At 66.1% G+C, this 23,965-nt stretch carries 32 protein-coding genes and 2 tRNA genes; 12 read left to right on the top strand and 22 right to left on the bottom strand.

The features are described 5' to 3' along the window. The first annotated feature begins 364 nt into the window (after positions 1–364). The 4 genes from tssI (at position 365) to A6W98_RS22265 (ending at position 3,919) form a co-directional block, all read left to right on the top strand. The gene (gene tssI, locus A6W98_RS03795) at positions 365–2,461 is read left to right on the top strand and encodes a type VI secretion system tip protein TssI/VgrG (protein WP_081251752.1); all 2,097 of its coding nucleotides are present in this window, start codon (positions 365–367) and stop codon (positions 2,459–2,461) included. A 10-nt stretch (positions 2,462–2,471) separates the two neighbouring features. Then, entirely contained in the window at positions 2,472–3,278 is an 807-nt protein-coding gene (locus tag A6W98_RS03790) for a hypothetical protein (protein ID WP_042458119.1), read from the top strand. 4 nt (positions 3,279–3,282) lie between these two features. Then, positions 3,283–3,534 carry a hypothetical protein gene (locus A6W98_RS03785; protein WP_042458116.1) on the top strand — a complete coding sequence of 84 codons (252 nt, stop codon included), beginning with the start codon at positions 3,283–3,285 and terminating at the stop codon, positions 3,532–3,534. 208 nt (positions 3,535–3,742) lie between these two features. Next, positions 3,743–3,919 carry a PAAR domain-containing protein gene (locus A6W98_RS22265; RefSeq protein ID WP_414478770.1) on the top strand — a complete coding sequence of 59 codons (177 nt, stop codon included), beginning with the start codon at positions 3,743–3,745 and terminating at the stop codon, positions 3,917–3,919. Positions 3,920–4,044: 125 nt separating this feature from the next. On the opposite strand, the gene A6W98_RS03780 is transcribed toward A6W98_RS22265, so the two are convergent. Together A6W98_RS03780 and A6W98_RS21795 are read right to left on the bottom strand one after the other, a co-directional pair. Next, entirely contained in the window at positions 4,045–4,374 is a 330-nt protein-coding gene (locus tag A6W98_RS03780; protein ID WP_042458113.1) for a bacteriophage spanin2 family protein, read from the bottom strand. Then, positions 4,371–4,937, bottom strand: a complete 567-nt coding sequence (locus tag A6W98_RS21795; RefSeq protein WP_081251750.1) for a lysozyme — start codon at positions 4,935–4,937, stop codon at positions 4,371–4,373. Before A6W98_RS21795 ends, A6W98_RS03780 begins: the two co-directional genes overlap by 4 nt. Between A6W98_RS21795 and A6W98_RS21790 the strand changes: the two genes are divergently transcribed. From A6W98_RS21790 to A6W98_RS03755, 4 genes are read left to right on the top strand one after another with little or no spacing between them, the layout of a single operon-like run. Further along, positions 4,917–5,486: a DNA cytosine methyltransferase gene (locus A6W98_RS21790; protein WP_052677902.1), complete on the top strand. Its 570-nt coding sequence runs from the start codon at positions 4,917–4,919 to the stop codon at positions 5,484–5,486. The two genes, A6W98_RS21795 and A6W98_RS21790, sit on opposite strands and share 21 nt — an antisense overlap. Beyond that, positions 5,476–6,000, top strand: coding sequence for a hypothetical protein (locus A6W98_RS03765; protein ID WP_042458110.1), 525 nt, complete (start codon positions 5,476–5,478; stop codon positions 5,998–6,000). Before A6W98_RS21790 ends, A6W98_RS03765 begins: the two co-directional genes overlap by 11 nt. Further along, positions 5,993–6,220, top strand: coding sequence for a hypothetical protein (locus A6W98_RS03760; RefSeq protein WP_042458107.1), 228 nt, complete (start codon positions 5,993–5,995; stop codon positions 6,218–6,220). Before A6W98_RS03765 ends, A6W98_RS03760 begins: the two co-directional genes overlap by 8 nt. Continuing rightward, positions 6,213–6,440: a helix-turn-helix domain-containing protein gene (locus tag A6W98_RS03755; protein ID WP_042458105.1), complete on the top strand. Its 228-nt coding sequence runs from the start codon at positions 6,213–6,215 to the stop codon at positions 6,438–6,440. The genes A6W98_RS03760 and A6W98_RS03755 overlap by 8 nt, the downstream gene beginning before the upstream one ends. Here A6W98_RS03755 and A6W98_RS03750 read toward each other — a convergent pair. From A6W98_RS03750 to A6W98_RS21430, 15 genes are all read right to left on the bottom strand, one after another. Further along, the gene (locus tag A6W98_RS03750) at positions 6,437–7,417 is read right to left on the bottom strand and encodes a tyrosine-type recombinase/integrase (RefSeq protein ID WP_168161805.1); all 981 of its coding nucleotides are present in this window, start codon (positions 7,415–7,417) and stop codon (positions 6,437–6,439) included. The two genes, A6W98_RS03755 and A6W98_RS03750, sit on opposite strands and share 4 nt — an antisense overlap. A gap of 128 nt (positions 7,418–7,545) precedes the next feature. After that, positions 7,546–7,620, bottom strand: a tRNA-Phe gene (locus A6W98_RS03745). A gap of 113 nt (positions 7,621–7,733) precedes the next feature. Further along, positions 7,734–7,913 (bottom strand): DNA gyrase inhibitor YacG, encoded by a 180-nt coding sequence (locus A6W98_RS03740; RefSeq protein WP_042458102.1) that lies wholly within the window; start codon positions 7,911–7,913, stop codon positions 7,734–7,736. Next, positions 7,910–8,950, bottom strand: coding sequence for a ribonuclease E/G (locus A6W98_RS03735; RefSeq protein ID WP_042458098.1), 1,041 nt, complete (start codon positions 8,948–8,950; stop codon positions 7,910–7,912). The genes A6W98_RS03740 and A6W98_RS03735 overlap by 4 nt, the downstream gene beginning before the upstream one ends. Continuing rightward, the gene (locus A6W98_RS03730; protein ID WP_042458095.1) at positions 8,947–9,525 is read right to left on the bottom strand and encodes a Maf family protein; all 579 of its coding nucleotides are present in this window, start codon (positions 9,523–9,525) and stop codon (positions 8,947–8,949) included. The genes A6W98_RS03735 and A6W98_RS03730 overlap by 4 nt, the downstream gene beginning before the upstream one ends. Before the next feature lie 3 nt (positions 9,526–9,528). After that, positions 9,529–9,747 (bottom strand): translation initiation factor IF-1, encoded by a 219-nt coding sequence (gene infA, locus A6W98_RS03725; RefSeq protein ID WP_037209844.1) that lies wholly within the window; start codon positions 9,745–9,747, stop codon positions 9,529–9,531. 72 nt (positions 9,748–9,819) lie between these two features. Further along, positions 9,820–10,713, bottom strand: a complete 894-nt coding sequence (locus A6W98_RS03720) for a carbon-nitrogen hydrolase family protein (RefSeq protein WP_042464491.1) — start codon at positions 10,711–10,713, stop codon at positions 9,820–9,822. Between the two features lie 11 nt (positions 10,714–10,724). Then, entirely contained in the window at positions 10,725–11,312 is a 588-nt protein-coding gene (locus A6W98_RS03715) for a GNAT family N-acetyltransferase (RefSeq protein WP_042458090.1), read from the bottom strand. Positions 11,313–11,332: 20 nt separating this feature from the next. Beyond that, on the bottom strand, positions 11,333–11,740 hold the full coding sequence (locus A6W98_RS03710; RefSeq protein WP_042458086.1) for a ketosteroid isomerase-related protein: 408 nt from the start codon (positions 11,738–11,740) through the stop codon (positions 11,333–11,335). After that, complete coding sequence (locus A6W98_RS03705) at positions 11,737–12,204, bottom strand: arsenate-mycothiol transferase ArsC (protein WP_042458082.1); 468 nt, start codon at positions 12,202–12,204, stop codon at positions 11,737–11,739. The genes A6W98_RS03710 and A6W98_RS03705 overlap by 4 nt, the downstream gene beginning before the upstream one ends. A gap of 1 nt (position 12,205) precedes the next feature. Next, entirely contained in the window at positions 12,206–12,688 is a 483-nt protein-coding gene (locus A6W98_RS03700; protein ID WP_042464490.1) for a UPF0262 family protein, read from the bottom strand. Further along, on the bottom strand, positions 12,688–13,998 hold the full coding sequence (gene hisD, locus A6W98_RS03695) for a histidinol dehydrogenase (protein ID WP_042458078.1): 1,311 nt from the start codon (positions 13,996–13,998) through the stop codon (positions 12,688–12,690). Before hisD ends, A6W98_RS03700 begins: the two co-directional genes overlap by 1 nt. A gap of 85 nt (positions 13,999–14,083) precedes the next feature. After that, positions 14,084–14,560, bottom strand: a complete 477-nt coding sequence (locus A6W98_RS03690; protein WP_042458075.1) for a DUF2948 family protein — start codon at positions 14,558–14,560, stop codon at positions 14,084–14,086. Continuing rightward, the gene (gene murA, locus A6W98_RS03685) at positions 14,557–15,825 is read right to left on the bottom strand and encodes a UDP-N-acetylglucosamine 1-carboxyvinyltransferase (RefSeq protein ID WP_042458072.1); all 1,269 of its coding nucleotides are present in this window, start codon (positions 15,823–15,825) and stop codon (positions 14,557–14,559) included. The genes A6W98_RS03690 and murA overlap by 4 nt, the downstream gene beginning before the upstream one ends. Next, positions 15,825–15,977 (bottom strand): hypothetical protein, encoded by a 153-nt coding sequence (locus A6W98_RS21430; protein ID WP_168161804.1) that lies wholly within the window; start codon positions 15,975–15,977, stop codon positions 15,825–15,827. The genes murA and A6W98_RS21430 overlap by 1 nt, the downstream gene beginning before the upstream one ends. Before the next feature lie 124 nt (positions 15,978–16,101). Here A6W98_RS21430 and A6W98_RS03680 point away from each other — a divergent pair. Beyond that, a tRNA-Thr gene (locus A6W98_RS03680) sits at positions 16,102–16,176 on the top strand. A gap of 166 nt (positions 16,177–16,342) precedes the next feature. Here the strand turns inward: A6W98_RS03680 and A6W98_RS03675 are convergent. Next, on the bottom strand, positions 16,343–17,149 hold the full coding sequence (locus A6W98_RS03675) for an HNH endonuclease (RefSeq protein ID WP_155734706.1): 807 nt from the start codon (positions 17,147–17,149) through the stop codon (positions 16,343–16,345). Positions 17,150–17,489: 340 nt separating this feature from the next. Between A6W98_RS03675 and A6W98_RS03670 the strand changes: the two genes are divergently transcribed. From A6W98_RS03670 to A6W98_RS21635, 3 genes are all read left to right on the top strand, one after another. After that, a complete protein-coding gene (locus tag A6W98_RS03670) occupies positions 17,490–17,819 on the top strand; it encodes a type II toxin-antitoxin system RelE/ParE family toxin (protein ID WP_247904414.1) in 330 nt (109 codons plus the stop codon). A gap of 9 nt (positions 17,820–17,828) precedes the next feature. Then, the gene (locus A6W98_RS03665) at positions 17,829–18,116 is read left to right on the top strand and encodes an addiction module antidote protein (RefSeq protein WP_042458069.1); all 288 of its coding nucleotides are present in this window, start codon (positions 17,829–17,831) and stop codon (positions 18,114–18,116) included. A 716-nt stretch (positions 18,117–18,832) separates the two neighbouring features. Further along, positions 18,833–21,697, top strand: coding sequence for a pentapeptide repeat-containing protein (locus tag A6W98_RS21635; RefSeq protein ID WP_063490869.1), 2,865 nt, complete (start codon positions 18,833–18,835; stop codon positions 21,695–21,697). A 243-nt stretch (positions 21,698–21,940) separates the two neighbouring features. Here A6W98_RS21635 and A6W98_RS03650 read toward each other — a convergent pair whose 3' ends face one another. Genes A6W98_RS03650 through A6W98_RS03635 form a run of 4 tightly spaced genes read right to left on the bottom strand, consistent with a single transcriptional unit; the run spans position 21,941 to position 23,951 of the window. After that, complete coding sequence (locus tag A6W98_RS03650; RefSeq protein WP_042458062.1) at positions 21,941–22,630, bottom strand: hypothetical protein; 690 nt, start codon at positions 22,628–22,630, stop codon at positions 21,941–21,943. Between the two features lie 36 nt (positions 22,631–22,666). Beyond that, a complete protein-coding gene (gene ssb, locus A6W98_RS03645) occupies positions 22,667–23,134 on the bottom strand; it encodes a single-stranded DNA-binding protein (RefSeq protein ID WP_042458057.1) in 468 nt (155 codons plus the stop codon). After that, positions 23,134–23,484: a hypothetical protein gene (locus A6W98_RS03640; protein WP_042458054.1), complete on the bottom strand. Its 351-nt coding sequence runs from the start codon at positions 23,482–23,484 to the stop codon at positions 23,134–23,136. Before A6W98_RS03640 ends, ssb begins: the two co-directional genes overlap by 1 nt. Then, entirely contained in the window at positions 23,481–23,951 is a 471-nt protein-coding gene (locus A6W98_RS03635) for a putative PDDEXK endonuclease (RefSeq protein WP_042458051.1), read from the bottom strand. The genes A6W98_RS03640 and A6W98_RS03635 overlap by 4 nt, the downstream gene beginning before the upstream one ends. Between the last annotated feature and the right edge of the window lie 14 nt (positions 23,952–23,965).

The raw sequence follows: 23,965 nt of genomic DNA, 5'->3' as shown, positions 1-23,965 counted from the left end.
CGACCGGTTGGAATGTCCGCGGATCCGAGCTCGAGAACCCGAGCGATGCTGCCCGCTGATGCGAACGGCGGCATCGGGGTAGCCGCGGTGCCGCGGATGCTATCTCGATGTAGGTCGGCTTAGGGCCGGGTGCGTCGATCGGAACGGGCATTGTTCCTCAGCAAGTGATGCCTGCAATCTGCGCATCGCTGCCGTTCGTTGAGGGCACAGCGAAGGTCGTCTCTCCGCCGCTTCTGCGTAGTGGCGTCAAGGATACCGGCATAATTCTGCCAACGACCTTGCGTCCACGTACGCCGAGAGCAGCCTGGGGTTGCCAGATCGAGGGCAGCCTCACTACCTTGGCGGGAATTCGAGAGGGTATTTCATGAGTGGCTTCTTCCGTCAGGACGCCCGCATGGGCCGGATTTCCACGGTGCTGGGGCAGGACGTCCTGGTGTTGCGCCGGTTCGAAGGCACGGATCACCTGAACGCGCTGTTCGACTATTCGGCCGATTGCCTCGCTGCCACGGCCGATGTCGATTTCGACCGGCTGATCGGGACGCATGCCACTGTCACCCTCACCACGAAGGAAGGCGAACGCCCCTTCGACGGCATCGTCACCGAGGCGCGCTGGCTGGGCTCGGGCGACAATGGCCATCGCTACCGGCTGCGGCTCCGGCCCTGGGCTTTCCTCGCGAGCTTGAGGCGTAACCAGCGGATCTTCCACAACAAGACCGTGGTCGAGATCCTGACCGAGCTGCTCTCGGCCTATGCGGATGCGGGCGCGCTGACGGTGGAACTCGCGAACGATTACCCCGAGCTCGAATACACCGTGCAATACCGCGAGAGCGATCTGGCCTTCGCCTGCCGGATGATGGAGCGGCACGGGATTTCCTATCACTTCCGCCACGCGGATGGCGGTCATGAGATGGTGCTGACCGACCAGGTCGAGGCCCATGACAGCATCGGCGCGCGGCCGTTCCGGCCCGCCGAGGGCCACCATCAGGAGGAGGTCTCGCATTTCCGCGCCTGGCGGCCCGCGCGACGGATCACGACCGGCGCCATCCGGCTGACGGACTACAATTTCAAGACCCCGGTGGCGGCGATGGAGACCGACCACCTGGGCGATGCCGCCTACGAACAGGGCCAGATCGAGAGCTTCGACTGGCCGGGCGATTACCTCGACCAGGGCCGCGGCCGGGTGGTGGCCGAGCTGCGCGCCGCAGGCGAACGCGGCCAGGACCGGCGCTTTGAGGCCGAGGGCGATATCGCGGCGCTCGGCGCGGGTCTCCGGGTGACGCTTTCGGGCGATCCGGTGCCCGGGACCGGTGGCGAGTACATGTGCCTGAGCGCGCGGCACTCCTACACCGCCGACAACTATGGGTCAGGCGGGTCGGACGATGGCGACGGCCGCGCCTATGACGGGCAATACGTCCTGATGCCGGTCGAGGCGCCGCTTCTGCCCGAACAGAAGACCGCGCGCGCCGATGTGAGGGGGCCGCAGACCGCGACGGTAGTCGGCGAGGGCGAGATCGACTGCGACGAATACGGCCGGATTCTGGTGCGGTTCCACTGGGATCTCGACGAGGCCTGGTCTATGCGCTGCCGGGTGTCGCAAAGCTGGGCCGGCGCGGGCTGGGGCGGGATGGTGATCCCGCGGATCGGCATGGAGGTGGTGGTCGAGTTCCTCGACGGCGACCCGGACAAGCCGCTGGTCACGGGCTGCGTCTATAACGGGCGAAATAAGGTTCCCTACGACTTGCCCGAGAATAAAACGCGCGCGACACTCAAGACAGATACCCACCAAGGCACCGGTTTCAACGAACTGCGCTTTGAAGACGAGAACGGCCGCGAGGAGGTCTACCTCAGGGCCGAGAAAGACCTGAGCCTCCGGGTGCGCGACAACGCGGTGTCCAATATCGGCGGCCTCAGCGTAGAAAACATCGACAAGGACAAGTGGGAGATGATCGGCAACGCGCATACCCTCAGGGTCGGCAAGGACTACAACATCGACGTTGGTTTCGAACGCGACTTCGGTGGCAGCTTCGGTTATCACAATCTCGGCGACGATGGCTTGCAAAAATCCATTTTCGGATACGATTCCAAGGGCTTCGATCTGGGCGAAACGGGCGACTACCGGCTGAACGTGAAAGGCACGATCACCCAGACCACGCAGTCGACCTTCACCCTGCGCGCCAAGGACAGCACTCATATAGAATCCGATCAGACCTTGCGGCTGGAGGCAGCCCGCGACTTCGACGTGAACGCGGGGCGCAACCTTGATCTCACCGCCACCCGCAGCCTCGTGGGCGCCGCCGCCGACTTCATCAAGATCGAAGTGGCAGGGGTATCGCTCACCATCTCGAAGGACGGTTGCGCCCGGCTACGCGGCACAAATATCGAGATTCATGCCGACGACAAGGTCGACATCCGGGCCGGAAATGAGATCCGTCTCTCGGCTGCGCGTATCGATCTGAACTAGGAGGGCGGCGATGGCGCAGGACCATGCACCCGTAAGCGACGTGACCGTAACCTACGAGAACGACCTCGGGGGACAGATTACGATTACTATCGATGGAACGGATTTCGTGCTCTCCGCTGCGCGCGCAAGGCCGGCGCCTTTGGTACGGCAGGCGCAAGAATATGCCGGCACAATTGCCTCGTCGATCTGGCACCAGCCCACCGACGTGACCACCGGAGCGTTCCTGCTCGCCACCCTCGGCGGCACCTTCGACGGGATTGCACCGCAAGGCTCCCGCAACGCGCGCGCGGTGATGAGCCTGCCAGTCGAGGCTTTCGGAATGCTGCGCCGTGATTGGAGACAGTTGCGGCTAGAATTGCAGATGCTGCTGGTCTACCAGCAGACCGACCTGCGCGGCCGGATGCTGCTGGCGAGCGGCACGCGCATTGCAACCGGCATGACGGTGACCCCGTGGATATTCTCGCTTGGCGGGCGGGTGAAAGGCTATGCTCTCGCCCGCGGGGCAGCCACCTTCGCGTTGGCGACATTGGGAGCGGTCTACCGCATGAGTATGAGAATGTACGAGGCCAAGCTGTCGGTGATGGATACCGGCCCCTACCCATTCCTCGCGGCAATCATCTCGGGCGAGGAACGCATATTCCATCTCGCCCGCGAGATCGGCATCGACAGCTATTTTGAGATCCGAAATTACCTGCGCGACCATCCCGAGGCGATCCAGCTTGAGGATACCGAGTTACGTCTCGTGCAGAAGGCGATCAACTGGGTATTCGATGCGCTGGAGGATCCGGCAGGCTTTACCGACAAGGTGGAGGAATGAGCCGATGATGCGGTTCATCAGCAAGGGCGGTTACTTCGTATTTCTTGCGATCCTGTCGGTGGTCGCCGGGGTCGTGCTCCCGGTCACCCTCGTGTTCGGGGCCTTTGCGCTGTGGGACCACGACTATCTCAATGGCATTGCCCTGCTCGGCTTCACTCTGCTCGGTCTCTACCTCACCCAGTTTGCCTTCGATTACCGCAAGAAAATCGGCCGTAATCGCGACGCGTCCGGGCCAGATGGAGCCGGACAGGACTGACCCGAGAAGTCAAGGAAACGCTATGCCAGCAGCGACCCGCCTTGGTGACATCGGCTCCGGCCACGGTTGCCACTTTCAGCCGAGCCCGGCCACCGGGGCCTCGAGCGATGTCTTCGTCAACGGCATCGGCGCGGTACGGCAGGGTGATGCTTATGGGCCGCATACCTGAGGTGTCTGCCCGCAACCGCCGCACGGGCGCGCGCGGTGAATTGGCTCGGGCACGATATTCATCAACGGCAAGCCTGCTGGGCGCATCGGCGATGCGATCAACTGCGGAGGCAAAGCGGCCCAGGTTCGGGCGATGTGTTCATCGGTGACGGAGCGGACAGTCACGCTTTCCGCCCCGAGCGATCAATCCCTTCCAGACGGCGCGGCGAGCTGCTGAACGGCTGCTACAGGGAAACCGCGCAATCCGCGGCGTCGAGCACGAACGTCAGTAGTCCGCCCAAACTTCCAGGATCCTGCTGAAACGGTTCCGAGGTGGGGTGAATGTCCGCCCTGGCGAAGCTCTCAGGTCCGGCGGCGCGTGATCGCTTCCGCGATCCGCCGCCCGATCTCGCCCGGCGAGGGGGCGATCCATCCGATCAGCGCGACCAGGACGATCCAGGGCGGGATGACATTGACGATGACGGTCTCGACGCGGTCGGCGCGGAGGCGGTTCTCGGATTGCTCCTGGCGGATCTCGCGGGCGCGGGGCCGAAGGATGGAAGGCGCGTTCTCGACCTTCTGCCCCTGGACGTTCTCGGCCCCGGCCTGGACATTCGCGGCGACGTTGGGGCCGAGCGGGACCGGCAGCCCGCCGCATCCGGCCAGCAGCAGCGCCGCGAGGAGCACCCTCATGCGCCGCCCCAGCGGAACGGCACCTCGGCCGGGATCCCGTCGAGCCCCTCATGGCAGAGCTGGCGGGCCTTGTTGCGGCGGATCAGGAGGCCGCGAATGCCCTTGCCGCCCGCAAAACGCCAGCGCGGGAGCTCATTGCAGGCGCCGCGCAGATCGCCCGCATTGAGCTTCCGGATCAGGGTCGAGCGCGCCGCCGCCCCAAGGCCCACATTATAGGCCCAGTCCAGAATGCCCACATAGCTCCGGTCCGGGATCCGGTCCTCGAGGGGATCCGCGATCAGCCGGTCGAGCCCGGCCTCGACCTCCGCGAGCCGCCCGGCGAACATCGCCCGGCACTCGGCGGGCGTGTAGCTGTCGCCGATCTCCACGCCGCGGGTTTCGCCGAAACAGACGGTCGGCACGCCCACGATGTCGAGATAGGCCTCTGTCTTCAGGCGCCGCGCGCGCTCGACATCGGCGCGCCGCTGAACACCGTGGTCGCGGGCGGCGTGAAGCAATACCCGGTGGCGGCCTTCCTCGCGCAGCAGAACGGCGGGCCGCGCATGGCCGCCCATGCCGGGCATGACCCGCGCGCGCCCCTGTCGACGGTGGCCGCCAGCGGCAGCCACCAGACGCCGGTCGCGGCCTGGTTCGCGAAATACTACGGCACCGGCGACGGCGCCCGGATGGACGCGCCCTGCCACACGGTGACGGTCAAGGACCGCTTGGGGCACATGCAGGCCGATCTGGCCGCGCCACCCTTCGCCCGGGAACACGAGGCGAGGGCGCGCGAGGTAGCCGAGTTCCTGCGCGCCCATGGTGCCTGGGACGGCGGCGAATTCGTCACGCTCGAGATCGACGGGCAGAGCTTCGTCGTGATCGATATCGGCATGCGGATGCTGAGCCCGCGCGAGCTGTTCAACGCGCAAGGCTTCCCGCCCGACTACGTGATCGAGGGCACCTGGGAGGGGCTCGACAGTGACGAGCCCACCTTCCGCCCGTTTTCCAAGGATGTGCAGATCAGCTGCTGCGGCAACTCGGTCTGCCCGCCCGTCGCGGCCGCGATCATCGCCGCCAATTGTCCCCACCTGGCCGCGCCCCGGCAAGCAGAGGAGGCCCATGATGCCGTCTGAGACCCTCACCCGCAGCTTCGGCCGGTTCGAGGCTGAAGCGACCCCGGCCGAGGCCCGGCTGATCGTCCGCGATGACGGCAAGGACGTGATCCGGCTCTTCGGCCGCGACCTGATCCGCAGCGCGCTTCTGGGCGGCAGCTGGGCACCGGACATCAAGCGCGCGCTGCGCTGGGGGCTCGACCGGATCGAGGCCGAGCTCGGCGAGGATCTGCGCTATCGCGCGGGCGTGATGGCCGCCGTCAAGCTCTGCTGGCGGCTGCGCCTGGCCGACGATCCACGCCGCGCGGAGCGGCTTCTGCTGGGCGATCCGGAGGCCGGGCAACCGCCAGCCGAGCCCCGGATCTGCCCCGCCTGTGGCGAGCTGGTGACTGACAGCCTGGGATGCGGCGGCGGTATCTGCCGGGCCTCGGACGCCTTTCCGAAGCCGGTCGAAGATCCCGCGGACAAGGCGTTCCGCGAAGCCGTCGCCGAGCTGGTCGATTGCGCCATGAAGGAGGGAAAGGCCGATGCCTGACGTGTTTCGGACGCTTTGGGCAATCGCAGGCGCTTTTGGTTTTGCAGTCCTCGCCCGCATCGGATGGGAGTGTGGCGGGCGAATTATCCGGGCGTTAACCGACACTGATCCGCTGGTAAGCGAGGCAACAGTCCGCGGCGGGCCACGCATTCGCTGGTTCACGGACAGGACCGGCCGGATCGTTCACATCGAGCGTGTGGAGGGCCAGGACGATGGCTGAACCGCAACTGATCGTCATTGACCAGAGCCGCCTCGACCGCATCGAGGAAATGCTGCGCGAAGCCCTGAAACGGCCCGAGCCGCCGAAACGCGAATGGGGCACAGTCAGCGAGGCGGCCCGGCACTACCGCGTCACGGACAGCACGGTGCGCCGCTGGATCTCGGACGGACGCGTGGAAGCCCGTGGCGTCGGCAAGGCCCGGCGCGTCCGCCTGGACTAGCCCAGCTTCTTCGCAATATCGGCCGCCGTCTCACGGTAATAGGCATTGAGCAAGATGGACAAATCGCGGTGCCCAGAGATCTTGGCGAGCGTCAGCGCGTCGACTTTCGCCGATAATCGCGTGAGGGCGAACGCACGGCTGTCGTGGAACCTCAGCCCCTCGACCGCGGCCTTGCCCCTGACCTTGCGCCAAAGCGCGTCGATTTGTCGGGGCGTCAGTCCGAACACCGGTGACATCTTGGGCAGCGCCTCAAGCAGCGCGACGGCCTCAGAAGAAAGCGGCACGTCCCGCGCATGCCCGTTCTTCGTCATCGGCAGGCGCGCCACACGCGCCTTGAGGTCGATCCGGTCCCATTCGAGGCTGGCGATCTCTCCGGCCCTCATGGCTGTCTCGCACGCGAACCGGAACGCATGGAAGGTTCGCCCCTGGGCCGTGGACAGGTCGTCGCCAGCCACATGGGCCAGCCGGTCGATTTCATCCTGCGTCGGCAGCCTATCGCGCGGCGGCGGCTCGGCCGGTTTGCGCACGTCCTCGATGGGGTTCGCGGATAGCAATCCCCACTCTTTACGCGCCCGTGTCAGAACTGCGCCGAGCAGGTTCATTTCCCGCCGCACAGAGGAGGGGGCGACCTCGCGCAGACGCCGGTCCCGCCAGTCGGCAAGGCTGGTCGCTGTCAGGTCCCGCAGGCGGACCTGGCCTAGCCGATCCGCCGCGATGCTCTTCAGGCGCAGCACCTCCCAGCGTTCGCCGCGCTTGGTCGGGCTGACCTCTCGCGCATACCGGATCAAAACGTCGCCGAAGGGCTGCGCGCTTGCCTCTTTCTCTGCGTTCTTGATCAGATATTCTTGCCGGGCGGCCCAGTCCTGTGCCTCGCGCTTGATCTCGAATACCTTGGATCGCCGAATCCCGTCGCGCGCGACCTGCGCGCGCCAGCCAGCCTTGTACCGGGTTATACTCGCCACCGCCATTCCCCACATGCGTAGTCCGTGGGGAGCAAGATGCGCGAAACCGGCGCGCATGGGCAAGTATGGGTATGGCGTGGGGACCGTCGCGGCCCTTTGTTTGCGGGGTTTTGCGCAACTATGCGCGTGTGTGCGTTTTGGAATGGTGCCCGGGGGCGGAATCGAACCACCGACACGAGGATTTTCAATCCACTGCTCTACCCCTGAGCTACCCGGGCATGGGTGAAGCGCGCGGCTTCGGGTGGCAGGTGTTTAGGCGACAGCCGGGGGGCTGTCCAGAGGGTCCGAAACGATTTCGGGGTATTTTTTCGCAACCTCCGACCGACCGGGCTCAATGCCGCCATGACGGGGATGGCGGGGGCTCGTCATCGGGCTCGGTCGGTTCGGCGGGATCGCCGGGAAGGGCATAGCCACCGGTCAGCCAGCGGCCCAGATCGACATCGGCACAGCGGCGCGAGCAGAACGGGCGGTAGGCCGGGTCGGTGGGCTTCTTGCAGACGGGACAGGTCATCTCGGCAGCGTCTCGGTCAGAGGCAGGCGTTCGCGCTTGCGGGTCAGTTCGGCATGGCCGAGCGGGGTCCAGCCGACAAAGGTCGTCTCGACCGCATCGGCGCGGAAGGCGGCCTTCATAACCTGTTCCAGCGCCACCCGGTCCTTCTTGGGCATCGGCGCGAAATCGACCACGACCTGGCCTGCAAGGCCGCGCAGACGCAGCAGGCGCGGCAGAGCGCGGGCGGCGGCGATATTGGCCTTGAGCCCGGCCGCGGGCGAACTGTCGGAACCGGTATTCACATCGACCGCTGTCAGCGCACGGGTGGGCTCGACATGGACGCTGCCCCCGCCCGGCAAGGTTTCGGGACCGGAAAGCGCGTCAATCGCCTCGAGAACCCCGCGGGTGGCGAAACATCCGGCGCTGTCGTCCAGCTCATCCGGGCCGGGCCAGTCGCGCCAGGCCAGCGTATGGGCATCGGGTCCGTCGAGGAAAAGCTCGGGCGCACCATCGGCGGGTTCGGCAAGGATCGCGGTGGCCAGCGCCAGCTGCGCGGCGATGTCCTCGGCGACAGCCTCGGGATCGGCGAGCTCGGCGGCCGAGCGCAGGATCGCGCCAAGCCCGTCGGGTGCGCCCGCCATGCCGTCATGCAAAAGCTCCAGCAGCCGGTCGCGGGCGTCCTCGTCGCGGATCGCGCGCGAGACGTTCAGCCCGGGCGCCTCGGGGGTGAGGATCGCGTAGCGGCTCTTGAACAGGAAACGCGGCGTGACCGGCACCGCCTTGCTTTCTTCGGCATAGCCGGTGACCTGCACCAGCAGGCCCTGGCCCGGGCGCAGACCGCGGGCCTGTTTCAGGAAGGCGCGGGCGCCGTCGGGCAGGCGCAGGAAGACCCCGCCCTGGCCCTTCATCTGGCGGTCGACGACGCCGCGGAGGATCGCGCCCGGCATCGGGCGCTCGTCCGGCGGATCGATCAGCAGATCGGCAAGCCGGCCGTCCTCGAGCAGGGCCGCGGCCTTCCGGCCGCCGATCTCGTCAAGCAGGATGCTGCGTCCGTTCATATGCGCTCCGCGTCCAGAGGATAGCCCGCGGCGCGCAGAAGCGTCGCGGTTTCGGCCAAAGGCAGGCCGACAACAGCCGTGAACGACCCGCCGATCCAGGGCACGAAGGCCCCGGCACGGCCCTGAATGCCGTAGCCGCCCGCCTTGCCCTGCCACTCGCCCGAGGCGAGATAGGCGTTGATCTCGGCATCGGTCAGCTGCTTCATGCGGACCTGGGTCACGACGTCGCGCTCCCAGATCCGGTCGCCCAGACGCAGCGCGACGGCGGTCACCACCCGGTGCCGCCGGCCCGACATCGCATAGAGGAAGGCCGCCGCCTCGCCCGCATCTGCGGGCTTCCCGAGAATGCGCCGTCCCAGCGCCACGGTGGTATCGGCGGACAGCACCAGTTCGTCACTGGCGGCGGCAACCGCGCGGGCCTTCTCGGCCGCCAGCCGGATGCAATAGGGACGGGGAAGCTCACCCCGATGGGGCGTTTCGTCGATATCGGCGGGACGCACGTCATCGGGGACCACCCCGATCTGCGCCAGAAGCTGTTTCCGGCGCGGGCTCTGAGAGCCTAGGATCAGCCTCAAGGCTTACTTGAAGCGGTAATTGATCCGACCCTTGGTCAGATCGTAAGGGGTCATTTCGACTTGAACCCGGTCGCCGGCCAGAACACGGATGCGGTTCTTGCGCATCTTTCCCGCCGTATGCGCGATAATCTCATGGCCGTTTTCCAGCTCGACCCGAAACGTCGCATTCGGCAGGAGTTCCTTCACGACGCCGGGAAATTCGAGCATTTCTTCCTTGGCCATGGTCACTCCAAAAAGGGGCAAGCCCGGAAGGGTTCCGGGCGCGCATGTACATGCGCCCGATCAGGCAATAATTCAAGTCGTAAATGCGTGAAACGGAACCCGGACCACCGTGTCGCTGAAAAGGCTCTGTTCAGGCCAGTGGGCGCGGTTCAGGACCTGCCCGGCGGTACGGACCCGGGCGATCTCCGCGCGGTCGATTTCGGCATAGACCCAGCCCGGCGCATTCAGCGCGCCTTCGGCCAGAATGCCGGTCGGGGGAAAGCCGGTATCGGGCGGGCCATAGATGGCGGCGGCACCGATATTGACGTCGACCGCCGGGCACCAGGGCGCCTCGCCCAGGATCGGCGACTGGACCACGACGCATTGTCCTTCCAGCGCGCGGGCCATGGCACCGATCCTGACCCGCCAGTAACCCGCCAGCGTGTCGGTGCAGGAGGGCACAAGCAGGATCTCGGCCCCGGCCTCGACCAGCGCACGGGCCAGCAGCGGGAATTCGCAGTCATAGCAGATCAGCACGCCGATCCGCCCCAGCGCGGTATCGAACAGCGCCAGCGGCCCGCCCGGATGGACGTTCCAGTCCTCGCGCTCGAAGCGGGTCATGATCTGCTTGTCCTGATGCCCGGCCTCGCCCCGCGGCCCGAACAGCCGGGCCCGGTTCACCGGGCGCGTGCCCTGCCAGACCGGGGCGCTGGCGCCGAGGATATGGACGCCATGTTCGCTTGCCAGCCGGGCGTGAAGGGCCGAGGCCTGCTCACACCGGGCCGAGACCGCGACCAGCGAGGCCTCGAGATCGGCCGCTGCGGCCGCGCCGTCGAGCATGGCCAGTTCCATCGCGCCATATTCGGGAAAGACCAGCAGATCGGCGCCTGCCCCGGCGGCCTCGGCGACCCAGGCGGTCAGCTTGTCCTCATATCCCGCCCAGCTGTCGAGCCGGTCGATGGGATAGGCGGCGGCGGCGATCTTGATGGCGCCCGCCGTCATAGCTCCCGGATCCAGAATTGCAGCCGGTGGCGGGTCGGGGCCTCGTCGTCGATATCCTTCCAGTCGAATTCGGCAACGACGCCGGGCAGGGGCGCATAGCCGCGCTTGCGCCAGAACCCGTCAAGCGGCCGGTACCCTTCGGGGCGGCGCGGATGGTCTTCGGGGCGGATCACGGAACAGAAGGCGCTGTAGCGGCGGCCGAGCCTGCGACCCTGTGCCTCGCGCGCCTCGAAGAAGGCATGGCCCGCGCCCTGGCCGCGCCAATCCGGCAACAGCACGCTTTCGGCACAGTAGAAGATGTCGGACAGATCAAGCCCGCTGTCCGCGAAGGCACCGGCAAAGCCCTCGGCATGATCCTCCATCGGCGTGCCGGTGGCTGCACCGACCAGCTGTTCCCCGGCAAAGGCCCCGACAAGGATCGCGCGCGGATTGTCGCGATAGCTGGCCATGTAGCGCCGTTCGTAGTCGCGATCGCCGTCATAGAGATAGGGCCAGTCGCGGAAGACCGCGATCCGGAGCCGGGCGAGATCGTCCAGCGCGGCCTCGATCCCGGCGCCGGTCAGGGTCCGGATCCCGAGGCTCATCCCGGGGCTCATCTCGGGGCTCATCGCACCTGCCCCAGCCAGTCGGCGAGGTTGTAATAGGTGGTGATCCGGGCGATGCGGCCCTGCCGCAGGGTGAAGAAGGACCCGGCGGGCAGCCGGTAGCTCTGGCCCCGGGCCTCGGGCAGGCCCGCATCGATTTCCAGATAGGTGCCGTTCACGACGAATTCGGCGGCGGCGCGGTCGCCCTCGTCGCCGGTGAAAATCACCAGATCGGTCAGGGTCTCGCGGTAACAGCGCGACATGTGGGCGCAGAACTCGGCGAACAGCGCCTTGCCGCGCCGGATCCGGCCTTCGTTCACATGATGTTCGACATCCTCGGTCAGTTCGGCCAGCATGGCCTCGGTATCGCCCGCATTGAAGGCGACGAAATAGCGGGCGATGGTGTCGCGGGTCACGTCACGGGTCATGGCGCGTCTCCTCTGCGCGGCGGGCCGAAACGGCCGGTCAGCCGGTCCACGATCTGGTCGCGGGTCTGGCGATAGGCCGCAAGCTTGTCGGGCCGGCTCTCGCCCAGCCCGGTCGGGTCGAGCACCGGCCAGTATTCGACCTCGAGATGGTAATAGCGCGTCAGCTCCTGCGCCCGGCGCAGGCTGGCGGGGCTGAGCGCGATGATCAGATCGAAGCCCGACAGATCGTCGCCCCAGTCTTCCATCTCGTCGAAGGAGCGCACCCGGTGGCGGTCGAGCTTCACCCCCATCTCGTCGCAGACGCTGACGGTGAAGCCGTCGATCTCGCGGTCGTTATGGACGCCGACCGACTGCACATAGGCGCGCTGGCCATAGAATTTCTTCATCAGCCCCTCGGCCATCGGCGAGCGGACGGAATTGTGGTCGCAACAGAAAAGTACCGAGGAGGGCAGCTGCCCGGTCACCTCATCCCCCGTGATGCAGAACGCAGATCAGGGTGAAAAGTCGTCTTGCCGTGTCGATATCGAGATCCGCCTTGCCCTCCAGCCGTTCCTGCAACAGCCGGGCCCCCTCGTTATGGATGCCGCGACGGGCCATGTCGATAGCCTCGATCTGGCTGGGCGGCAGGCGCTTCACCGCGTCGAAATAGCTTTCGCAGATCTGCCAGTAATCCTTCACCGCCTGCCGGAACGGCGACAGCGACAGATGGAATTCGGCCGCCGGGTCGCTGGTCTCGGTCCGGACGTCGAAGACCAGCCGCTTTTCCCGGATCGACAGCGTCAGCCGGAACGGGCCCGCCGGGGCCGGCCGGTCCTCGCGCCCGGGCAGGGCGAAGGAATTGTCCTCCATCAGGTCGAACAGCGCCACCTTCCGTTCCTGCTCGATCTCGGGCGTCGGCGGCGGCATGTTCGAATCGTCGAGTTCCACATGGCAGAGGCGGGCCGTCATCATGGTGCATCCTCGTTCAGACGGTCGAGCCGGGTACGGATGGACAGGCCATGCGCCTCGAGGCTTTCCGAGATCGCCAGCCGCTCGGCCGCGGGGCCGATGGCCTTCAGCGCCTGCGGCGTCATCTTGGCCAGTGTCGTCCGCTTGATGAAGTCATGCACGCCGAGACCCGACGAGAACCGGGCCGAGCGCGCGGTCGGCAGGACGTGGTTCGGTCCGCCGATATAATCGCCGATGGCCTCGGGCGTCCACTGGCCGAGGAAGATCGCGCCGGCATGGGTGATCTTTCTCGCCAGCGCGTCGGGATCGGCCACGCAGAGTTCAAGATGCTCGGGCGCGACCCGGTTCGAGAGGCAGGCCGCCTCGTCGAGATCGCGCACCGTGATCACGGCGCCGAAATCGCGCCAGCTCGCGCCCGCGATGGCCCGCCGCTCGAGCGTCTCGAGCCGGCGCTCGACCGCCGCCGCCACGGCGCGGCCGAATTCGGCATCGTCGGTCAGCAGAAGCGCTTGCGCGCTTTCGTCATGTTCGGCCTGCGACAGCAGGTCGATGGCGATCCAGTCGGGGTCGTTGTCGCGGTCGGCAATGACCAGGATCTCGGACGGGCCCGCAATCATGTCGATGCCGACCTTGCCGAAGACCCGCCGCTTGGCCGCCGCGACATAGGCATTGCCGGGTCCGGTGATCTTGTCGACCGGGGCGATGGTCTCGGTGCCATGGGCCATGGCCGCGATCGCCTGCGCGCCGCCGATCCGGTAGACCTTCTCGACCCCAGACAGCCGCGCCGCCATCAGGACCAGCGGGTTGGACTTACCGTCCGGGGTCGGCGCGCAGATCACCAGCCGCTCGACCCCCGCCACCTGGGCCGGGATCGCGTTCATCAGGACCGAGGACGGGTAGGAGGCAAGACCGCCCGGCACGTAAAGCCCCGCCGCCGAGACCGGGGTCCAGCGCCAGCCCAGAGTCGCACCCTCGGGATCGGTCCATTGCGCGTTCTCGGGCATCTGGCGGACGTGATAGGCCCGGATGCGCTCGGCCGCGAGCTCCAGCGCCGCGCGTTCCTCGCGGCTGACGGCGGCGCAGGCGGCGTCGATCTCGTCGGAGGTGAAGGCCAGCGTCTCGGGGGTCAGCTCCAGCCGGTCGAATTTCGCGGTCAGCTCGATCACCGCCGCATCGCCACGCGCCTTCACATCGGCAATGATCGCCGCGACGGCGTCGTCCACATCGGGGCTGTCCTCGCGCTTGGCGCCGAGCAGAGCCGAGAATTGCGCATCGAAATCGGCGGATGTGGTGTCCAGGAATACCGGCATTGTGGTCCTCGCAAGCTTCACAATGCTGCATAGCCGCATTTTGACGGCGGGTGAACCTCCCCAAATATACGAGCGCCGGACTGTGTCAGCTGTGGCGCGGTGCCTTGCCCGAGGGCGCGGCATAGGGCCGGGTCACGTCGGTCAGCGTCACTTCGAGACATTCGACATCGAGCGCGACCGCGCCGTCGCCCGCCAGCGTCAGAACCACCCGGCCGGTGCCATCCGCGCCCGGCTCGAAGCCGACCGACAGAAGCGACAGCACCAGATCGCGATCGGTCCGGTCGATGCCCTGGCTTGCGACATGGGTCACGTCCTCGACGGTCAGCACCGCCTGCACCCGCTCGAACGGGCGACCGCAGCGCTCGGCCGCATCGCGGTCTTCCCAGCGGAACCGGTTGACCAGGGCCGCGAAACGGCGCCTTGGCCGGTCCCAGCGCATTTCCGTCGCGGGCAGGATCGCATCCTGCGCCAGCGTCGAGATCACCTCCAGATCGGCTTCCGTCACCGCCATCAGATGGAGCGGCGCCTCAGCGCCGTCCTCGAACCGGGCATCTTCCGTCATTCTGCACTCATCCGTTCGATATGCGCCCCGCAGGCGCTCAGCTTCTGCTCCACTTTCTCGTAGCCGCGGTCGAGATGATAGACCCGGCTGACAACGGTCTCTCCCTCGGCGGCAAGCCCGGCCAGGATCAGCGAGACGCTGGCCCTGAGGTCGGTGGCCATCACCGGCGCGCCGCGCAGCCGTTCGACCCCGGTCACCGTGGCGGTCCCGCCCGAGACATCGATTCGCGCCCCCATCCGGATCAGCTCGGGCGCATGCATGAAGCGGTTCTCGAAGATCGTCTCCTCGAGGCGGCTGATGCCCTCGGCGGTGCACAAAAGCGCCATCATCTGCGCCTGAAGATCGGTCGGAAAGCCGGGGAAGGGTTCGGTGGTGACATCGACCGCCGAGACCCGGCCGTTCTTCCGCGCGACACGGAGGCCGCGCCCGGTCTCCTCGACCGTGATGCCCGCGGCATCGAGCGTCTCGGCGAAGGCGGGCAAAAGCTCGATCCGGCCACCAAGACAGGTGACGTCGCCGCCGGTGATCGCGGGCGCCAGCATGTAGGTGCCAAGCTCGATCCGGTCGGTGACGACCCGGTGGGTGGCACCGCCAAGAGCCGTGACGCCCTCGATGGTGATGGTGTCGCTGCCCTCGCCCTCGATCCGGGCGCCCATCGCGCGCAGACAACGGGCCAGATCGACGATTTCGGGCTCGCGCGCGGCATTCTTCAAGACCGTCGTGCCCCTGGCCAGCGTCGCCGCCATCAGCGCATTCTCGGTTGCCCCGACCGAGACCTTGGGAAACTCGAAAACCGCGCCCTTCAGCCCGCCCGGCGCCTCGGCATGGACATAGCCCTCGCGCAGTTCCAGCTGCGCGCCCATCGCCTCGAGCGCCCTCAGATGCAGGTCGACCGGCCGCGCGCCGATGGCGCAGCCGCCCGGCAGCGAGACCTCGGCCCGGCCGTGGCGGGCCAGCAGAGGGCCCAGCACCAGGATCGAGGCCCGCATCTTGCGGACGATGTCGTAATCGGCGCGGTGGCTGGTCAGCCGGTGGCTCGACAGCGCCAGCACCTTGCCCCGATGCAGCGCCGAGACCTCTGCGCCCAGCGACTGCAGCAGCGTGGTCATGGTGCGGATATCCGACAGCCGCGGCGCATTGGTCAGGGTCAGGGGCTCGTCGGTCAGCAACGTCGCCGGCATCAGCGCGAGACAGGCATTCTTGGCGCCTGCGATCGGGATCTCGCCAGTCAGCGGCGCCCCGCCCCGGATCATGATCTGGTCCATCAGTTCTGCTCTTCCTGCCCTTTGGGCTTGTCTTCGCGGGCCCGGGCCTGGGCCTTGCGGCGTGCGAGGTTGGCTTTCAGCGCCTGCTTGAGGCGCTCTTCGCGCGTCCCGGACGGCTCGCGCCCGCCCGTCTTGGGGGTTTTGCCTGTCATGGCGTCCCTAGTAGCGCAGGGGCCAAAAACCGTCCAGATACCGCTTGCGTCCTCCGGAATTTGCGTCTAATGAGCCGCCCACCGGGACATGACGGACCTCAGGGTCCGGCGGTACCGTCAGAGTGCTGCTGTAGCTCAGTGGTAGAGCACTCCCTTGGTAAGGGAGAGGTCGACAGTTCAATCCTGTCCAGCAGCACCACCTAAACCACTGAAAACCCGATATTTCCCCAAGAAACCTAAAGCCGCACATCATGCAGAACGAAGCATGAATTTGCGTCGCCTAGTGGCAAGAAATTGGCAAGTTGAATTGGGAACGAAGGCGAAGCCACAGCGGACATCTGACCGCCTGATCCGATCACGCCTGCTTAGATCAGTGTCAAGTTAACCCGCCGCTTCCGCGATGCCCTCGATCCGCCCGGCATTGCACCGGGCGGTACCGCACAGGCGAACTGCCAGGCGTCAATGAAGGGATTGTCGGTCGTGGCCGCCAGCCGGACCCGCGTCTTCACCCCGCCGCCGCCGCGGGTCTCGTACAATTCCTCGGTCATAGTCGGCGCCGAGACCACCGGTTTTGCGGTCGGCGAGGGCAGGGTGGGCACGCCGCCCGCGGGCTTGGGCATCTCCTCCGAGGTCCGCCAGTCGAAGATGGCGGGGCCGGTCTCGATGCAACTGAGCGTCACGCGGACCCCGTCCTCGCCGATATGGACGGTGCGGCCGGTGACCTCGAAGGTCTTCGCCGTCCAGCCCCGGCGCGGCAGCGAGACCCGGATAGTGTCGCCGAGCCGCACCGGCCAGGCGGCAAGCGAACAGGGCAGCGTGACCTGCTTCTGGCGGCGGCCCTTCAGGAGCGCCAGCTTCATCAGCCGCTGGCCGCGGGCAACGCCGGTCTCGCCCGGCAGCTCGCCCATGTCGAGCACCAGCGGCTCGCCATTGTCGGCGGCGATATAGGTGGCGCTGTCGAGCACCGGCAGGTCGGTCACGACATGCTCGTTCTCCGGATCGGCATATTGCGCCTTGGGCACCACGTGATCGCACTCGGTGGCGGGCGTGACGCGCCCCCTGCGCAGGCAGGGCTGGCACAGCCAGCTGTCCCGCTGCATCACCCGCTTGCGCAGCGCCTTCCAGCCCCTGCCGTAGCCCCGCTCCGACGCGCTCGGTCGGTGTTGCGCCACTGGCCTGCCATGGCTCAGCCCATGTCGCCGGTGACGCGCCTGTCAGGCTGCCTTCTGCCACCCGGGATGACCATCGGCTCTCGGAACCGCCAAGGCCCGCAGCGACCGCAGGCGCACTCCTCCCGCCATATGCTGCTGAACGGATGACGTCTCACCAGGACCATCAGCCCGCCGCATTCGCACTTGCTTCCGGTCATTTCGGTCTCCCGGTCTGATCGGGGTGCATGGTTGGCGGCCAGACTCTGGCATTGCCGCAGGTCGGGCCTGCTCGCCCTTCGGAATGAGGGGGACGAAACGGGCGAGGTATGGGCGAGCGCGCATGTGACATTTAGATCACTTTATGCTTGCATGGCCCGAGCGCGTGATCTATATTTCACTCATGCGTTACGAAATTCACCAGTCCGCCGAGTTCTCGAAATGGCTTCGCAAGCTGAAAGACCGCACGGCGCAAGCCCGCATCGCGATCAGGATCGCCCGGCTTGAAGCTGGCCTCATGGGCGACGCCAAGTTCTTCGACGGCATCGGTGAACTTCGGATCACCTACGGCCCGGGATACCGCGTCTACTTCGTCCAGCAGGGCGAGACGATCATCATCCTGCTCTGCGGCGGCGACAAAGGCTCCCAGCGCCGGGACATCGAAAAGGCCAAGACCATGGCCAAGGAACTTTAGGAGGCAACCATGCCTATCGAAACTACCCGCTTCGACGCGGCCGAATATCTCGACACGCCGGAAGCGCAAGCCATGCTGCTCTCCGACGCCTTCGAGACGGGTGACGCCGCCTACATCAAGCACGCCATCGGGATCGTCGCCAGGGCGCGCGGGATCAAGGACACGGCCGAGGCCGCCGGGATCACGCGGGAGGCGCTGCACCGCGCCTTGGGTGAGAAGGGAAACCCGAGGCTGTCTACTATCCTCGGCGTGACCAGGGCACTCGGGCTGACCTTGAAGGTCGAGGCGTCGGCCTGAAACGAAAACAGGGGCTCGCGTTCCCGCAAACCCCTGACGATGGTGCCAATCTGGCACGCGTCGGATTCGGCGTCAAGCGGGATACGAAATACGGCACTCGCCAAGAACGTGAATGCACATTTAATTCAGCGTGTCCGATGCTTGTCCCGAAGGATGATTGCAGCGGCCTTCCCAAAGATCGTCATAACCAGTCCTGCGAGCCCCCCAACGACCACACTGTTGAGAGCGATCGCGGTGCCCATGAGAGCCAACCCCATATTCCCCACCAGAAGCGTAAAAGCTAAGGCGCAAGTTACGGGCACGACAAGCAGGCACTGGACGAATACCGATTTCGAGCGGAACCAGGTCCACGTGTCCATGACGAATGGTTTCAGCCGCTTGTACACCCATCTGCTCCCTATATCTGGATCAATGGTCCGTATGTTTCGGTGAAGAAAGCTGAGCACAGCAAGTGTTAACGCTTGGTTCACGAGGCCTCGGCAAAGGCCGCTTGGAGCTTCTTCCCAGCCATAGATGCTTTCTGCGGGTCTCCACCAAATCCGCGAAATGCATTTAAAATCATCGCAGAAAATCCGAAATGTCTGAGGTGCCTGCCCGCCTTCAAGCGCTTGGATGCGACGGGTGGCGCCAGGAGAAATTTTCGGCCCCGGCCGGGATCTGCGGACTTTTACCTAGGCACTTCCGCAGATAGCGTATCGCCTATGGAGGTATTTCCCATGACGATCCGATTTGTTGCGCCCAAACGCCGCCCGGATTATCTCGGGGCCATCAAGACCGGACTCACCGCCGTGGCCGATGCCGCGGCTCAAAATCCCTACACCGCACCGGTCAGAATCGTGGAATTGATCGAAGCCCTCCGCGGCACGAAAACGGCAACGCCCGAAAACCTTGCATGGTCGTGGTGGACCCAGAGAATCACGTTCGCCGCGGCCGAGTTCGTAATAAGCGTTCGCCGGAACCACCTCCTAGACGGAGACAAGGGCCGCGCCACTGCCGCCTTCCTTGAAGCGGCTCTGCCTGATGAGCCCACCGCCACCTTCGATCGCAACGCGCTCCTGCATCCGTCGAGCCATCAGGCATTTGCCGACGCGCGTCAGGCGGTACTGGGCTTCACGCTCGATCTGACCGGGCTTGCGGTTTTGCCGGAGGGCCACGGACAGGCTTACTACGAACAGGAGTTCGGCCGCTGCCTTCACCGTGCCTCGGCCTACGTGTTTTCGTCGAATTTCGACGCTCTCAAACCGCTCGAAACGCTGGTCGCCGGTCCTGCCGCACTTGAGATGCAAAAAGACATGGCCTGGGCACGGCACTACGACTGGATCACGCGCAAGTTCCGGATGGAACCGGTCTTCTCGCCCGAAGGCGACGTCAAGACCCCGCTGTGCGAGCTGTACCTCCGGCTGCGCTGCTACTGGCACGAAGAACTTCCTCAGGAAAAGGAAAATGAACCGCCCCGGTTCCAAGCCCACGTCCAGGACCTGCACGAGACGGCGAAGGACTGGCTCGCAGACATGACCGACCGCTACCACATGCGCCTGATCGCCGGTGGCCCCGGATCTGGCAAGTCGTCCTTCGCCAAGGCGTTCGCGGCCGAGACCATTGCTGCAGGAACGCACCGGGTTCTGTTTGTCGAACTTCAGCACATGCACCTGACCAGAGACCTCGAGGCGGATATCGGAACCTACCTGAAACGCCGATACAGCCCCTCCGGATCAGCGGGCTCGCCGGGCTTCCCCGAAAACGCGCTTGACTGGATCAAGCACGGGTCTCAGCCGACACTGCTGATCTTTGACGGACTCGACGAAATGAGATTCATCGAACCACGAGCCGATGAGCTAACGCGGAGCTTCATCCAGAATGCCAGCCGGATGCTGGGTCGGCTGAACAGCGACGGCACGCCAGTCAGGGCGCTCATCCTCGGCCGGAATCTCGCGATTCAGCGGGGCATGGAAGCGGCGGCGCTGCCCAGGAACCTGTTGTTGAATGTCGCACCGATCCGCGAACTGGGGCGCGAGGATCTGGAATTGCGGTCCGCCGACGCAAGACACATGGAAGACCGGAAGACGAAGGTCGAGGTCCCGGACCTGGAAGACCTACCCAAGAACCTGACCGGGGACCAGAGGAAAGACTATTGGGCAAGGTGGTGCCGGAGCCAGGACCTGCACGCTCCGCTGCCCGAAGGCATCACCCATGACGACCTGAAGGACCTGAATGTCGAGCCGCTACTGCTGCATCTGTTCATCCTGTCCGACTATTGCGGCGAGCGCTGGCAGGAAGCGGCGGAAAACCGGAACCGGGTCTACGAGGACATCCTGCGCAAGATCCAAAAGAGAAACCTGAAGAAGCCGAATGCAAGCGCCGTCCCGGCATACACCGAAGGGCAGTTTTTCCTGCTGATGGAATGCCTCGGATTGGCGGCGTGGCGCGGCGGGGGCCGGGGCAGCGACGAGGCAACCTTCGACAAGCTGCGCGAGGTGCACGCCGCACACAAGTTCAGGAAGGAAAGGGTTCCCTTGCCGCAGGATCTCGATAGCGTGGTTCTGCTTACCCATGCGCGGCGGACCGACGGCTTGGATCCGGGATTTGAGTTTATCCACAAGAGCTTCGGCGAATACCTTGCAGGCCGCGGACTGATATCCGAGGCCATGCGACTGCACCGGCGCTTTACGCAAGACGAAGATCCGGTCGAAGAGGGCCGCCTCGCGCAGGACTGGGCCAGAATGATCTTCGATGCCAAATTGACGGAAGAAGTGGTCCGCTTCACCCGTGACGAGGCGCGCCTTCTCCTTGAAAAGGGCCAAGATCTATCCGAAACGAAGGCATCGGTGGAGGCTGTGCTTAACTGGGTTCTGCTTAACGGCATGCCGGTTCACGAAATCCGGGAGCCTGGCAGTTACCGGCAGCTTGAGACACGGCAGCGCAGCGCCGAAGCGGCACTCTTTCTTGTTGCTTCAACGATGGTGGGCGCGCTTCAGGATGAAGCCCGAAACAACGACGCCGAACCGGCTCGAACCCTCCAACTCAATTGGCGCGCTACCGGTGCCCGAGACATTATCGATCGGCTTCAGGCCACCTATGGCGGGTTGAACCGCTTGCTGTTTGCGGGCAGCAATTTTAGCGGGGCGAACCTCATCGAGGCGAACCTCTTCGGGGCGGACCTCAGCGGGGCGAACCTCAGCAGGGCGCACCTCTTCGGGGCGCACCTCAGCGGGGCGCACCTCAGCGGGGCGAACCTCATCGAGGCGAACCTCTTCGGGGCGGACCTCAGCGGGGCGAACCTCAGCGAGGTGAACCTCAGCGAGGTGAACCTCGATCAATCCACCAACCTGAAGCGCTGCACATTCGCCGCCACGCGCTTCAGGTTGGTGGATTTAAGTGTAGCGTCCGACATCGACAGCGAAGTTGTCAAATCATCCTTCGGTGTGCGCGCCGGTTTCGGGCTCGTCCACCTGCCTCCGGGCGTTTCCTACCCCGACCACTGGCATGTGGCCGATGAAGCAGAGGAAGACAGCAAGGATTTGCAGGATGCCTTCCGAGCCGACTATGAAATATGGCTGCGGCAACGTCGGCAAAGCCGCTGATGCGTGGGCCGGTCGCCGTGCCCCCAGCGCTGTGCCGACAACAGGGAACGCTCTTATGACCGGCAGGTCGGGCGCTGCTATCTTCCGGACGGGCGCGACATCGCCGAGATCCTGATCTCCGAAGGATATTGCGGCCGCTGCGCCCGGTACGACCCCCAGCGGACCTACGTCACAGCCCAGAGGCATGCCGGGCGCTATCGGGGAGCCATGCCGGGATATTGCCGCCCGAGGTGATGCCGCCCGCTATCGGCGCTCCACCACGTCAGCCAGCTTGCGCAAGGCCTGCACGTAGCCCCGCCCTTCGTCGGTGGCTTGGTGCTCGATGCGGTCTCTACCGTCCCCGCCGGTCACAACCCGGTCCCGGATCAGGGCGGTTTGCTCGCGCACGGCGCCGCAGATCGCCGCCTGCTGCCAGCGGTCGAGGTGGCCGAGGTAGCCTTGCCAGCGCATCCAGTTGTTGACGGCGGCGCGGGCCTTTTCCTCCTCGCTCCGCAGGTCCAGGTCATCGTCGCCGCTGATCTCGAACCGCTCGATCAGCATCTCGATCTTGGCCGTCTTCGGGTGGAGCCGGACGCCGAGGTAGCGCCTCGCATAGGCCGCATGTGCCCCGCAGAGCCCGGCGAACGCGGACCAGAGGCGGGCGACCTCATCGGGCCTGTCGCACAACAGGTGCAGCACGCGACCCGCATCGCATTCGAGGCTCTGCGCCCGCGCCTTGGCCATGTCCTCCGGCCTCGCCTTCCAGCCCATCTGGCGGCACCGCGCCCGCAGCGCGACGTCGGCCTCGGTGCGCTCGTAGCCCGGCTTTGTCGATCGCCGGATGCGCCCGTCCTTCTCGCGCCTCTCGACCGGCGCCAACCCCGGCATGCCCGCCAGCTCGGCCTTCTTCGCCAGTTTCACTGCCCGCGCGCGGGTCTTGCTGCCCTTGCCCATGTCCTGTCCCGTGCTGTTGTGTGAATTGATTGGCCATCAGATCCGGCTCTCTGCTGCGAACGGGATCTCGTCGTCGAAATCACCGCTTGGCCGCCCGCCAGCACCGTAGCCCCCACCCTGATTGGCCCCGCCACCGTAGCCGCCGTCGCCATCGCGCTTGTCCAGAAGCGTCAGTTCGCCCTTGAACGGGCGCACGGCGATTTCGGTCGTGTAACGGTCCTGCCCCGTCTGATCCTGCCACTTGCGGGTTTCGAGCTTGCCCTCCACATAGACCTTGGAGCCCTTGCGCAGGTATTGCTCCGCGAGCCGGACCAAGCCCTCGGCCCAGATCGAGACCGAATGCCATTCGGTCCGCTCGCGACGCTCGCCGGTGTTGCGGTCCTTCCAGGTCTCGGAAGTGGCGATCCGCAGGTTGCAGACCTTGCCGCCACTCTGGAAGCTGCGCACCTCGGGGTCGCGCCCCAGATGCCCGATCAGGATCACCTTGTTGACAGTTCCGGCCATCAGGCAGCCCCCCGCTGATCCGCGGCCCCGCCGAACCGCTTCGGCCCGGTGAAATCTTCCGCCGGGCTGAAACCGGCGGCCCGCATGGCCCGGGCTGCGGCCTCGGGGCTGCAGCGCTCGCGGTCCTCGGGGGCCTCGGTCCCGGCCCACCCGCTGCGCGCCCGGACCCTGGCCGCGCGGACGGCCCGCATTTCGATGCGGCAGCGCTCGGCGATGTCGCCCTCGAGGGTGGCCTCGTGCATCAGGCAGATCATCTCGACCCACAGGCCGCGGGCTGCCAGTCCGCACATGCGAAGGCCGGGATCCGACCTCCAATCCGAAGTGTAGAATTTCAGCCAGGGGTCGCTCATCTCACTGTCCCCCTGATCTCGATCTCGGCGGCGCCCGGCCCGGCCATGATTTCGCGGGCGAGATAGGCGAGCCCGTCCAGGCTGCACTCGACCCATTCCTCGGGTGGTGCTGCGCCCCCGTCGCCAAAGGCCGCGCGGATCGCGCCCAGCGGCAAGGCGCAGCGGATCGGGCGGCGATCGAAGCGATAGACCACCACGGGCAGTTGCCCGGCCTTCCGGGCACTGGCCGCCGCCTGAGTGCGCCAGTCGTCAGCGCAGCCGGTCCCTGCGGATCGGCGCTTGCACTCGATCGAGAACGGCCAGGCCGGATCGTCCGTCACCAGATCGCCCCAGCCGGATTCCTGGCACTGGCGCAGGTTGCGGCGGAACGCGATGCCGGTCAGATCGAGCAGGGCCGCGGCGACCTCGCGCTCGAGCTCGGCCCCCTTGGCGCGGTTGCGCCGGCCGATGGCGGATCGGTCCTTCATCTGGACACCTCCTG

The sequence above is a fragment of the Rhodovulum sulfidophilum DSM 1374 genome (genome assembly GCF_001633165.1).
GTDB lineage: Bacteria > Pseudomonadota > Alphaproteobacteria > Rhodobacterales > Rhodobacteraceae > Rhodovulum > Rhodovulum sulfidophilum.
Note: the sequence above shows the minus strand (reverse complement) of the source record. Positions and strands in the feature narration are given on the sequence as shown.